Here is a 12,261-nt window from a genome sequence, read left to right as displayed (position 1 = left end):
CCTGTGGCTCACGGCACGGGCTGCGGCTGCGGGAAGCTCCATTTGCCGTTCAGGATCTCGGCACGTGGACGGTAGAGGCGCACCGTGTAGTTCCAGCCGCTGACCGTGGGCAGGCAGTTGGCGGACTTGCCGTCGCAGCCGCCGAACTGGATGGTGATCGAGCCGTCACCATCCTTCTTCGCCGTGAGGTTGTTGAGCGTGTAGGCGTTGTAGGGATTCTTCTCGAAGTAGCCCAGCGCGTTGTAGAGGCTGATGGACCAGAAGGCGTCGACCGGCACATCCTTGACCTTGAGCCGGTAGACGGTGGTGCCGTCGTTCTTCGCCGGCGTGACGTTGAGGTAGGTGGCGTCCTTGTCGGGGTTGCCGCCCCAGCCCAGCGCCGTCCCGATCAGGTGCCGCACCGGGTCGACCTGCGCCTTCGAGCCGAATGCCTTCTTGAAATCGGGCATCGTCGATCCCAGGACCAGCAGGGCGTCGCGCACCTTCTTCTGGCTGGCCGGATCCCATGCCGGCAGCTCCAGACGGCCGGGGGCTTTCTGGGCGACCTTGATCTGATCCTGCAGCTTGTGGACCTGCTGGACATCCGCCGGGCTTGCCGGATCGACCAGCGTACGGATGCCGACCAAGGCGTAGCGGGTGCCGACCTTGGCCCGGGTGAGCGTGTAGCTGCCGGCGCCGTAGACGATCTCGGGGACATAATGGTCCTGGTTGACCACCTGCATCGACATGAAGCGCTTGCCGGCGTCGGGCAGCGTGATCGTCACCGGTCCGGCGTCAAGATCGAACACCGCCGACGAATAGAGCGTGTCGCGGTTGAGGCGGATGACGGTCTGGTTGTCGATCGAAGCGGGCTCGCGACGATGCGCGAGCTTGCCGAGGCCTGCCTCGCCAGCCAGCCGGGCGATATACGTATCGGATTCGGCGCGGACGAAGTTGTCGACGGTGACGGGCAGGGGATTGCCCGGCGGAGCCGGCGCGGCGGGCTGCTGCGCGGTCGCGGCGCCGGTCGCGATCAAGGCGGCGGACAGGGCGACAGCGGCGAGAGCGTGTTTCGATCGAGCCGGGTCGCGCCGATGGTTGGGCGCTGTCATCGCGACGCGTCCGGGTACGAGATTCATGCGGTTCTCCCTGCCGACGTCAGGTCAAGCGCTGCAGCGCCGGTGCCTTCCACGTGCCTTTCAATGCCTCGGGCTTGGGCCAGTACAGGCGCATGGCCATGAAGAACGGCCCCTTCGGCGCCGGCAGCCAGTTCGCTTCCTTGCCGGTGCCGGGCGCCTCGTTCTGTATGTGGAGCGTGATGCCGCCATCGGCATCGCGCTTGAGCGTGGGCAGCATGGGCGAATTGATCAGGTACCGGTTCAGGGGATTCGCGAAGAGAAGGCTCGCCGGCAGCTCATAGAGCGTCAGGGACCAGAACGCATTGACCGGCGGCAGCTGGCCCGGGGCGAAGCGCAGCGTGTAGCGATGGGCACCGTCGAGCTTCTGCTTTGCGGAGTCGACGAAGTAGACCGGATAGATCGCCTCGTCCTGCGCGTTTCCGTAGATGCCGAGCGCGGCCCCGGCCATGCGGCTCATATAGTCGTTCTTCAGGAAGGCACGCGTGCCGAAGCCGCTGCCGCTGGTGCGCTTTCCCGTATCGAGCTGGGTCGCCTTGTATTCGCCGAAGGCCTTCCACGCGTCGGCCATGCCGTCCTCGACGGCCTTGCGCGTCTCGGCGGGGAGAGCCTTGGCGTCGAAGGTCTTGCCTGCGCCGATATCGAGCTTCGCGAAGCGCGCCATCAGCGCCTGCTCGGAGGGGTGCGTGGGGCAGAACTGGAGGATGAAGTTCAGGATGGCGAAGAAGTCGGGTGAGGTGCGTTCCTGCTCGGTGCTGAGCGGCTTGATGAAGTCGACCGCCGGCGCGGCAGCGGGCACCGGCTGGCCGAGGAATTGCGACAGGGCCTGGACCTTGTAGCCGGCCTGTATCCTTTTGACGTTCTCGATGTCGTCCGCATTGAAGAGCTGCGTCCGGTAGAGCACGAACACGAAATCGGTTTCCGACCGGATCACCGATTTGACGCCCTTTGGGGCAGTGCCCTTCCAGCGAGGCCCCGCCAGGAGATAGCTGCCGGTATCGTTGCCGGTGGCGCGGCTGCCGACATAGGCGAAGTTGAACGTGTACATGTCGATGAACTGCAGCGAATAGTACCGGCCCTTGTCGACGGCCGGCACCGTCAGCACCAGCGGCTCGGCACGCAGGTCGGCACCGACGAACGAATAGGGTGTGTCCGAGTTGGGAGTCTGGATCGCCTTGTCCTGCGGCGTGTAGACCCGCGCGGTATTGGTGAGCGTGTTCCACGATGATTTGAATTCGGGATTGCCGCGGTCCACGAAGTAGGAATGCTGGATGCGGTAGCTGTCCACCAGCGGGAAGCCGTAGATGGTGGCGTCCCTGGCAATGGCCCGGGCCTCGTCCGGGGTGACGGCCCGGGCGCTTCCCGGCGCCACGGATGGGCTGATCAGCAGCGCGGACGCACCGAGAAGCGTCTGTCGTCGTTTCATGAAGCGCTCCCCCGGAACCGCCGTGTGATGGATCCGGGTCCGCGGAACGGCGGCCGAACCGGCTCGACGCTAGGCGGTGGGCCTGTCCGGAACTATCCGAAACACGAACCGATCGTGGCCCCGCCTGCACGCAGGGCTGCCCGGGGAAAAAGCCTTCATGGTGAGCTTGTCGAACCATGAAGGCCGCGCACGGCGGCTGGTGCGAGACGCTTCATGGTTCGACAAGCTCACCATGAAGCGTTGCTGCAGCGGAAAGTGCCAGATTCTACCGGACATTTTCCCCGGACAGCCCTGCGCATGCGCGGGAAGGGAGGCGGACAGCCGCAGCCCTGCCGAAAGAAACCCTTATCGCCGCGATCAGCAGAACAAATGGCACGCTGCGCGTGGCGCACGGAATAGGGTGGGGCACGCGCTCGTTAGCACCGTCGTCTCCAATGGTGTCTCGCCGAAGGCCGGCGATCCTCACCACTGCCGAGGGGAGGCGTGCATGCCGATCACCAGGGACGATGTCCTCGCGGTCCTTGCGGACCCGCTTCTCAGCCGGATGAATTTCTCCATCGGCGAGATCTTCGTGAACGCGCGCGAGTACGGCAAGGTCGCCGAGTATATCCGCGACGGTGACATCGGGGTCATTCCCGGCAAGGACCCGGTCGCGTACTATGACGGGCGTCTCAACACCATCGAGACCCAGCAGGGGAACGGGCCCCTCGGCCTCGCCGACCGCGCCCAGATCCTGCACGAATGCACGCACGCCATTGCCGACATCAACGCGCTGGCCGTGCCGCGCCTGAACGACGAGGTCGCGGGCTACCTCGCCCAGCTCACCTACATGCACCTCGCCAACCCGGGGCCGTTCCCGGCCTCGGCCAAGGGCGCCGGTCCCCTGGGCCGGCTGGTCGTCGCCATGGGCGAGGTCATCCAGAAATACAGCCTGCACCAGCCGACGGGTCTTGGCGTGAGCATCAGCGACCTCGACATCTGGAAGCTGGCCACCGACGTGCACCGCATGCCGCTCTACGCCAGGATCAAGCCCTCCGACATGGGCAATCCCAAGAGCCGCGGCGTGCCGGTCAAGAACAACCAGATGCGCGCCCTGCGCGCCGCCCTGACCCAGGGGCGCCGGCAGACGCACACCTACACGCCGTCCCCGCGCATCGCGATCTTCTGACGCCCGCCGCGTTCGGGATGACAGCCAACGGAAGTATCCGGGCAGTCACGGAGGCAATTGGGGCGACACGTTCCTCCGGAGCCCGCCGCACTATTTTCCGCGCGCCTTGCGCGCCGCATAGCGGGCGTCCCTTGCTGCCTTGTGCTCGGCCTCGAGCGCGGCATCGCGGGCTTTCGCTTCCGCGTCGTGCGCCGCCCGCTGCGCCGCTGTCGCGGCGGCGCGCGCCGCCGCCGCGAGCGCCTCAGCGGCGCGTCTGGCGGCTTTGCGTTCAGCGATACGGACGTCGCGTGCCATCGCTGCTGCGCGGCGGGCTTCCTGCTGTCGCGCGAAGCCGGGGCTTGTAGACGGATCGCCGGCACGTGCCCTGAGGAGGCGGGCCTGCGTTGCCGTGGCCGCCGTGGTCAACCGCTCGGCCAGGCTCGTTTCTCTGTCCCTCATCGCTGTCGATCTCCATTGGTCGGGCAGTCGCGGAACCGCACCATGCGTCCCTGCGCATCATCCCAGAGCCAGTAGGCCGCGGCCTTGAGCGCATCGCGCAGTGTCAGGGTCGGTGCCTGCTGCAGCTGGCGACTCGCCGCATGGCAGGCCGCGAGGCGGTAATTGGGAATCCGCGGATTGAGGTGATGTACATGATGGAACCCGATATTGCCGGTGAACCACTGCAGGATGGCGGGCAGGCGCAGATAGGAGGTGCCGCGCAGCGACGCCCCGGCGACTGACCACTCGTCGCGCACGAACCAGTGCGCCGCCTCGAAGCGATGCTGCACCGAGAACAGCCAGACGCCGATGACGGAGGCAATGACCATGATCGGAAGCTGGACCCGCGCCATGGCCCCGAAACCGACAACGAGACCGAGCCCGACGATGGCCGCCGCCAGCACGAGGTTGGTGGCGTGAACCGAAAGGCGCTCTCGCCGCCAGTGCGCTGGCGTATCGAACGGAAAGCGGTAGACAAGCAGGAACACCAGCGGCGGCAGGATGATCAGCGCGACGGCCGGGTGCCGGAGGAAACGGTACCGGACGCGCCGCAACGGGCTGAGTCGCCGGTACTCGTGCGTGGTCAGGCAAGCCGAGTAGATGTCTTCACCGCTTTCCCGCCGGTCGAGGTTGTTCCAGTTGGCGTGATGGGCTGCGTGCTGGCGCCGCCAGTTCGCGTAGGGCGCCAGTGTCGCGAGGCTGCACAGGCGGCCGACCCAGTCGTTGGTGGTACGGGAGCGGAAGAACGCGCCGTGCCCGCAATCGTGCTGGATGATGAAGATGCGGACCAGGAACCCGGCGGCCGGCACCGAAAGCGCCAGCGTCAGCCAGAACGAGACGCCAAGGGTGGCGTACATCACCCCGCACAGCCCGAGGAAGGGCAGGAATGACGAGGCGATCTGACCCAGGCTGCGTGCCGGACTGGCCGTCTGGTGGGACGATAACGTTTGTCGCAGCGCCGCAAGATCAGTGGCCTTGGCCACTGCATCGGTGGTAGGGCCGGTCGTGACCGGTCGTGGGGAAGGGGCGGCCGCCAACGGCGGGGGTGTTGTGGCGATGTCAGTCAACGAGTTGCTTTCGACGGGCGGTCTTCAGCCAGGCGTTGAAGCTGCCGCTCAAAGGCTGATGACGACCATCAATCTTGAATTTTTGATGTCAAGCAGCAGAAGCCCACAGCGTAGATAGTCACTACTGCCGCATCCCGCAGTAGAAATCAGAAAATAAATACGCCGGGCCCGGAAAATTACACGCGCTGAGCGGCGGGTTGCTACTTCTGCCATTGAACATTGACAATGCGATAGCCATGTTCTCCCTGCTGACAATCGGCGCTTCGGCCGGTTCTGTCGGTCTCGCCGTTCGCGGGCCTGTTCTCCGAGTTCCTAAGCATACGGATTGTTTCGGGCCGCCCCATCGTCGGGCCGGCCTGGATTGCTTCTTGCCTCAGGAGATCGCTATGACGACCGGAACAGTGAAGGTCTTCAATGCTCAACAGGGCTATGGGTTCATCCAGCCTGCCGATGGATCGGCCGATGTCTTTTTCCATATCAGCGCCGTGGCAGGGGCGGCCGTGGGAGCGCTCGACGAAGGCCAGAGGGTGAGCTTCGACGTGAATACCGAGGACGGAAACTTGGCGGCGGTGAACCTGCAATTGGCGTAAGCCGCGGCAGGTCGATTGCACCGCGCTCCATGAACAGTCGACACGCCGACGGGTTGAGGTGTCATGGCTGATACCATCCGCTGGAAAGTTGCGCACGGCACCCACAATGCCATCCTCAATGGACGACGATGCCGTATTGTCCTGTATCCGGCCAGTTCGCCGCTGGCGGGTAGGTATGGCTGCTACCTGGATGGTCAGTACAAGGGTGTCGCGAACAGCATCGACACAGCCAGATCGCGATGCCGCACCCTTACCAGCTTTGCCAGCACGGCGCGTGAGCGGACCAATTTGAGAACTTGGCAGTCGCGCTCAATGTCATCCCCGCCAACAGGTTAGCTGCGTCGGTGCCTGAGTTGTTCTCGCACTGCCAACCGCTACCATGGCTTGTCCTTGTGCGGTCGGCCGGCACGAGTGGGTCACCGGGCACGGGTGCTCGCATACGCCGGCAGATCATGCAAGCGCGGGTGGTTGCGTGCCTCGGTTGACATGGATGGAACGGTGCCGGGCGACGAGGTTGTCGGGCCCTGTTGCGCGTTTCGATCAAGCCATCGTGATGGCACGGCGTTGCACGTCGTCCTTCCTGGATCACCGTGGGCGGATGAGAAATCTGTCCCGTGGCAGGCGTCGCTCGAGGCGCGGCGCATTGTGCGGCAGCCGTGGATGGCGAAACGGTTCACGTCGGGCGCGTTGCAGCTGGTCGGCCGATTTCACATGCGCAATGCGGCTCTATCGTTGATTCGGGCGATGTGCATGCCCACTTGTGCTGCGGTGGTTGCCCTCGTCGTCGATCCTCAACGAGGCCCTCGGAGGCGAGCGCATGGCGAACGAAAACATCAAAATCTCCAGTCGCGGCGGATCGGACACGGCCAATCAGGCCACGTTCGATGCCGGCCTGCGCGCCCACATGGTGCGCGTCTACAACTACATGGCCGCGGGGCTGGCGCTCTCGGGCGCCGTGGCGTACGCGCTGTTCAGCTTGCCCGACTTGGCGGATGTGTTCTTCCAGGTAGCTCCGGGCAATCGCGTCGTCGGTCTCAACATGCTGGGGTGGGTCGCAATCTTCGCGCCACTCGGCCTCTTGCTGTTGACCTCCTTCCGCGCCCCTCAGATGGGCGTGACATCGGTGCAGGCAGTCTACTGGGCGATCACGGCCCTGATGGGCGTCAGCCTGTCGTTGTTGCTATTTACTTACACGGGGGCCTCGGTCGCCCGGACGTTCTTCGTGACGGCCGCCGCGTTCGGTGCGCTCAGCCTCTATGGTTACACTACCAAGCGTGATCTCACGGCCGTAGGTAAGTTCTTCTTCATGGGCTTGGTCGGGCTGATCCTGGCCAGCATCGTCAACATGATCTGGCCGTCCGGCATAGTGAGCTTCGTCATCTCGGCCGCCGGCGTCCTGATCTTCTCGGGCCTGATTGCCTTCGACACTCAGAAGATCAAGGAACAGTATGCGGAGGCCTTGGGCAACGAGGCGGCCCAGAAGGTCGCGATCTTCGGAGCGCTCAGCCTTTACCTGGATTTCGTGAACCTGTTCCAGTTCCTGATGAGCTTCCTGGGCCAGCGGCGCTAGGTGGCTCAGCATGCAAGCCAATCACCCGCGAGGCAAGGCCCGGATGGTTATTCGTGACATTCGCGCAACGTGCTCTAGGTCGTCGTGAGACGGTGGTCCGACATTCAGCAAGCCTGCGAGCGAGGGTCACCTGCGGATCATGATTGGCAGCTGATGCGGGTCTGGCCAGCGAGCCGCGGCCTGTTCCGCCAAATGTAGGCCAAGGAGACCGGACCCCAGCATCAGCCCTAACACCAGCGAGATTGTCAGTCGTTGCGTGCATCGGAATCTCGTCGTCGCACGGGGACAGTACGCCTGCCGGCCTCACCTCTCCTTGCGAGAATGAGGGATGAGCGGCGCTCGCGCTGTACCGTTTTGAACACTGCCAACCGGAGGAACCATGCCCACCATGTCTCAAATTCGAGGCATCGTATCTCGTCTCTGAACCCTCCGCCTAAAGCGGGGCACCATGAACGGTCGACAACGCGGTGTAGACGGCACGAGCGAATAGGCCGAGCCAATGCAGAATATTGAACGAATAATCCTCGCAATGCGCAGATTCGTCCCCATGTCTGCTGATACAGTCGACGTCACGCCTGTTCTTCGCCAGCCAGTCTGTTCGTGAGCTTTCGAGCGGCGCTTGCTGCGGTCGGGACAGCTGGCTATCCGGGTGACCGACGCGCGCGGCGGGAAGCAGTCTGACTGGAAGCTTCAACCTGATGTTGCGATCGCTATCCACCGCGGTCCGGGGTGTTATTGGCAACGACGGAAACTGGTGCTGCGGCTGAGAGACCACACGCTCTCACCTGCCGGCACGGACGGGAAACACATGCGACTTCCTATCGGCGTTACTCCAATCCGCCCGGCCTGCGAGCGGTGCGGCGCCAAAACGATGTTTGCTGGCCGACATACACATCCCAGGAGAGGTATGCCGTGGGAACTGCAGACCTTTGTTTGCACGGTATGCTCTGCTGAGACCGTGCTCGACCGCGGCGACGACACGAAGATGCTGTCATCGAGCGATAGCAATGCTGCTCGGCCCTCCGTCGCCTGGGCTGACCAGTACGGTGATCAAACGGCAGTCATGAGCGGCGAAACCTACCGGATTGTCGCATATCCAAGCGCTTCTCCCCTCGCGGGCAAGTATGGCTGCTACTGCGATGGGCGATACCTCGGCCTGAGGGCGAATCTCGCGGCGGCCAAAGCATGGTGCTGTGGGCTGTCTGCGGCCAGCGAAAGCACGAGCATCCTGCCGGCCTGACTGGTTGACAATCCATCAGTGTTGCAGGGCGCCGGTGCTGAGCCTCTGGACATGTTGCCGATCACCATTGCCTTGCCGATCGGCACCATCCTGTGCGGCTGGCGGCCCGGCGGGCGGTGTTAGCCGGATGGTGCAAGTCTGCGGATGTGGATCTGGCCGATGAGATCGCCTGTCGGCGCATGGATGCGGACCGCAACTGAAGCTGCCCCGATAACATAACGCTCGTTTACGAATTGTTCTTGTTCTTGAAACGGGAACGAGCTATATACCTGTGCATGCGTGGTCGAGTCGTGGCGCTGGCAGCCACCACGCGGACGCGGAGGTACAGCGGATGATTGCGGTGCCGGTGGATGAGCAGTCGGCCGAACCGCCACTGGCGCCGGGTTCCAGTGCCGGTGGCGTCGACAAGACATGGCCCGAGCCGGACCTGTCGCTGCTCGACAGCCGACGTGGCGACCTGCCGTCGTTCCCGGCAGACGTGCTGCCTGGTTTCTGGCGCGCCTGGGTCGAGGCGGCTGCGCGCGCTGCGGGCGCGTCGGTCGATCATGTCGCGCTGTCGCTGGCGACGGCGGCCGCCAGCCTGATCGGGGTTGCCCGGTATGTAGCGCCCGTGCCGTCCTGGGCGGAGCCGTGCATCCTGTGGACGGTCCTGGTCGGGTCGGCGTCGTCCGGCAAGACGCCGGCTGCGCAGACGGCGCTGCGCCTGATGGCGGTGCTGGAGCAGCAGCTGGAGTCGATCAACGCAGCGGCGCGCAAGCGGCACGCGGCCGAAGCGAAAGCCATAGTAGATGGCTGGATGAAGCCCGGGAGCCGCGTTGAATCGTTGCCGCCACCGTTCGTGCCGCGCAGGATCACCATCAGCGATGTGGCCATCCGGGCAGTGGTCGACGTCATGACCGGCACGCCGCGCGGTGCTCTGCTGGCGCGCGACCAGCACGGCCCCTGGCTCGTCGACATGGTGCGCAGCGCTGCAACCCGTCGTGACCGCCCGTTCTGGCTGGCGGCATGGTCGGCGACGGCCTTCAGGGCCGACCGCAGCCACCAGTGGCTCGATGACGAGTTCGTTCATCCTGCCGTGTCGATCCTGGGCACGATCCGGCCGGAAGCCCTGTCGTCGAGCCTCGACGGCGATGACGACACGGACAGCCTGGCGGCGCGATTCCTGTTCACTTGGCCACAATCGCCGCCATTTCACGCGTTGACCGACATGGTGCTGCCCGACGGCACGGCGGTTCTCAAGGCGCTGTCGCGCCTGCGCGACATGCCGGAGGAGAGACGCGATCTGCCGCTGGCGCCCAGCGCGCTGGCCGCCTTCGACGGCTTCAGGCGCATGCACCATGCTGAAGCCGGCGAGCGCGAAGGACGTGAGGCCGGCTGGTGGGGGAAAGGCGCTGGTCTGGTGTTGCGTCTCGCCGGCGTGCTGACGTTCCTCGACTGGGCCGGCAGGCCGTCCGGCACGGCGGAGCCGGACAGCGTGCCCGCCTGGGCGGTCGAGGCGGCATCCATTTTATGGCAGGGCTATCTCTGGTCGCATGCGCAGGCGGCGTTCCGGACGGCCGGTGGCGATGCACGCGAGAGCAAGGCCCAGCGGGCGCTGCGCTGGCTGCAGCGGCAGGGCACGGCGGAGATCTCGCGCACGACGTTGCGCCGCAAGGCGCTCGGCCTGAGCTGCAGCGCAGCGGAGACCCAGCGCATCGCCGAGTCGCTCGTGACGGGCGGCTGGCTACGCCCCGTCGAGATCGCCTCGAGCAGCTCAGGCGGTCGGCCGCCGTTGCGATGGGCCGTCAATCCGGAGCTGCATCGGCCGGACGTTCATGTGGGGTGTTGATGCAGGACATTGTGCTGCTGGTGACTGGGCGCCAACGACGACAGGGTTTCTGTCGGTTTCTGTCAGTTCCTGTCGGGCACGACGGATGCGGCCAAGCCGCTGCAATCAGGGCCAAAACCGGTTTCTGTCGTTTCTGTCAAGGCAGGAGCCCATACGAAGAAAGGGCCGCTCGTGGCGGCCCTTTCGCGTTGATGCGAAGCCGGATAGCTCAGTTGTGCTTGGCGATCTCCATGCGGCCGACCTGGTCGCGATGGACCTCGTCCGGGCCGTCGGCCAGGCGCAGGGTGCGCTGATGGGCGTACATGCTGGCCAGCTTGAAGACCTGGCTGACGCCGCCAGCGCCGTGCAGCTGGATGCAGCGGTCGACGATCTTGCTGGTGATGTTGGGCACCGCCACCTTGATCATCGCGATCTGCTGGCGCGCTTCCTTGTTGCCGTACTTGTCCATGGCCCACGCCGCCTTCAGCACCAGCAGGCGGGCCATGTCGATCTCCATGCGCGAGTCGGCGATGATCGCCCGCGTCACGCCCATCTCCGACACGCGCTGGCCGAACGCGACGCGGCTCTTGGCGCGCTTGATCGCCATCTCCAGCGCCCGCTCGGCGACGCCGATGGCGCGCATGCAGTGATGGATGCGGCCCGGCCCGAGGCGGCCCTGCGCGATCTCGAAGCCGCGGCCCTCGCCCAGCAGGATGTTGGCCTTGGGCACGCGCACGTTGTCGTAGATCACCTCGGCGTGGCCGTGCGGGGCGTCGTCATAGCCGAACACGTGCAGCATCTTGACGATCTTGATGCCGGGCGTGTCGCGCGGCACCACGATCATCGACTGCTGGCGGTAGGCCGGCGCGTTGGGGTCGCTCTTGCCCATGAACACGATGACCTTGCAGCGCGGGTCGCCCATGCCCGACGACCACCACTTGCGGCCGTTGATCACGTAGTGGTCGCCGTCGCTCTCGATGCGCGACTCGATGTTCTTGGCGTCGGACGAGGCCACCGCCGGCTCGGTCATCGCGAAGCACGAGCGGATCTCGCCGTTGAGCAGCGGGGTCAGCCACTGCTTCTTCAACTCCGGCGAGGCGTAGCGCGCGAACACCTCCATGTTGCCGGTGTCGGGCGCCGAGCAGTTGGTCGCCTCCGACGCGATCGAGGAGCGGCCCAGCATCTCGCAGATCGGCGCGTAGTCGAGGTTCGACAGGCCCATCGTGCCGTGCGTGTCGCCGCTGTCGCGGTCCTTCGGCAGGAACATGTTCCACAGGCCGCGCTTCTTGGCCTCGGCCTTGCACTCCTCCATCACCGGCGGCAGCTGCCAGCGGTCCTTGGCGCTGTCGAGCTGCTGCTGGTACACCTCCTCGGCGGGGTAGATCACCTCGTCCATGAACTTGCCGAGCTTCTCCAGCAGGTCCTTGGTGCGATCCGAATATTCGAAATCCATCGCCATCGTTTCCGTCTCCTCTTTCTGGCGCGTCTGGCCGACGCCGCCCGGCCCGCCCCCGATGGGCAGGCCCCGGCCAATGCCTCTGTCTCGCCGCGCGCGACTGTAGGCCGTTCGCCCGGCCATATGAACGATCATTTTTGGCTGCGTGAATCGTCCCTTCGGTCCGCGAAACCCGATTTCGAGCCGCTGCACAAGGGTCCGCGACGCGAAACCATAACCCCTCTCCCGCAAGCGGGCTAATTTGAGCACAGATGTTGCAGCGCGAGTCGGCTCGCGGGCGGGGGCTGAGGGTTTGGTGGCGACAGATTCGAATCCGGTGTGGCTTGTGCGGGCAAGTTCCGAATC

Annotated in this window: 10 protein-coding genes; 5 read left to right on the top strand and 5 right to left on the bottom strand. The window is 65.1% G+C overall.

Annotated elements, in window-relative coordinates; all coding sequences use genetic code 11:
- Positions 1–8: 8 nt before the first annotated feature.
- Together FHP25_RS35265 and FHP25_RS35260 are read right to left on the bottom strand one after the other, a co-directional pair.
- On the bottom strand, positions 9–1,091 hold the full coding sequence (locus tag FHP25_RS35265) for a DUF1254 domain-containing protein (protein ID WP_147851722.1): 1,083 nt from the start codon (positions 1,089–1,091) through the stop codon (positions 9–11).
- A 46-nt stretch (positions 1,092–1,137) separates the two neighbouring features.
- On the bottom strand, positions 1,138–2,541 hold the full coding sequence (locus tag FHP25_RS35260) for a DUF1254 domain-containing protein (RefSeq protein ID WP_147851689.1): 1,404 nt from the start codon (positions 2,539–2,541) through the stop codon (positions 1,138–1,140).
- Positions 2,542–3,028: 487 nt separating this feature from the next.
- Here FHP25_RS35260 and FHP25_RS35255 point away from each other — a divergent pair, with 487 nt between their 5' ends.
- Complete coding sequence (locus FHP25_RS35255) at positions 3,029–3,709, top strand: hypothetical protein (RefSeq protein WP_147851688.1); 681 nt, start codon at positions 3,029–3,031, stop codon at positions 3,707–3,709.
- A 90-nt stretch (positions 3,710–3,799) separates the two neighbouring features.
- On the opposite strand, the gene FHP25_RS35250 is transcribed toward FHP25_RS35255, so the two are convergent.
- Together FHP25_RS35250 and FHP25_RS35245 are read right to left on the bottom strand one after the other, a co-directional pair.
- Positions 3,800–4,147 (bottom strand): DUF6481 family protein, encoded by a 348-nt coding sequence (locus tag FHP25_RS35250; RefSeq protein ID WP_147851687.1) that lies wholly within the window; start codon positions 4,145–4,147, stop codon positions 3,800–3,802.
- Positions 4,144–5,169 carry a fatty acid desaturase family protein gene (locus FHP25_RS35245; RefSeq protein ID WP_231712592.1) on the bottom strand — a complete coding sequence of 342 codons (1,026 nt, stop codon included), beginning with the start codon at positions 5,167–5,169 and terminating at the stop codon, positions 4,144–4,146. Before FHP25_RS35245 ends, FHP25_RS35250 begins: the two co-directional genes overlap by 4 nt.
- Positions 5,170–5,639: 470 nt before the next feature.
- Between FHP25_RS35245 and FHP25_RS35240 the strand changes: the two genes are divergently transcribed.
- The 4 genes from FHP25_RS35240 to FHP25_RS35225 all read left to right on the top strand — a co-directional run bounded on the left by FHP25_RS35240 (position 5,640) and on the right by FHP25_RS35225 (position 10,481).
- Positions 5,640–5,843: a cold-shock protein gene (locus tag FHP25_RS35240; RefSeq protein ID WP_147851686.1), complete on the top strand. Its 204-nt coding sequence runs from the start codon at positions 5,640–5,642 to the stop codon at positions 5,841–5,843.
- 817 nt (positions 5,844–6,660) lie between these two features.
- Positions 6,661–7,413 (top strand): Bax inhibitor-1/YccA family protein, encoded by a 753-nt coding sequence (locus FHP25_RS35235; protein WP_147851685.1) that lies wholly within the window; start codon positions 6,661–6,663, stop codon positions 7,411–7,413.
- A gap of 907 nt (positions 7,414–8,320) precedes the next feature.
- Positions 8,321–8,653: a hypothetical protein gene (locus FHP25_RS35230; RefSeq protein ID WP_147851684.1), complete on the top strand. Its 333-nt coding sequence runs from the start codon at positions 8,321–8,323 to the stop codon at positions 8,651–8,653.
- 331 nt (positions 8,654–8,984) lie between these two features.
- The gene (locus FHP25_RS35225) at positions 8,985–10,481 is read left to right on the top strand and encodes a DUF3987 domain-containing protein (RefSeq protein WP_147851683.1); all 1,497 of its coding nucleotides are present in this window, start codon (positions 8,985–8,987) and stop codon (positions 10,479–10,481) included.
- A 208-nt stretch (positions 10,482–10,689) separates the two neighbouring features.
- Here FHP25_RS35225 and FHP25_RS35220 read toward each other — a convergent pair whose 3' ends face one another.
- Entirely contained in the window at positions 10,690–11,913 is a 1,224-nt protein-coding gene (locus FHP25_RS35220; RefSeq protein ID WP_147851720.1) for an acyl-CoA dehydrogenase family protein, read from the bottom strand.
- Positions 11,914–12,261: the final 348 nt, after the last annotated feature.

The sequence above is a fragment of the Vineibacter terrae genome (genome assembly GCF_008039615.1).
Lineage (GTDB): Bacteria > Pseudomonadota > Alphaproteobacteria > Reyranellales > Reyranellaceae > Vineibacter > Vineibacter terrae.
This window is presented reverse-complemented; position numbering and strand designations above follow the sequence as displayed.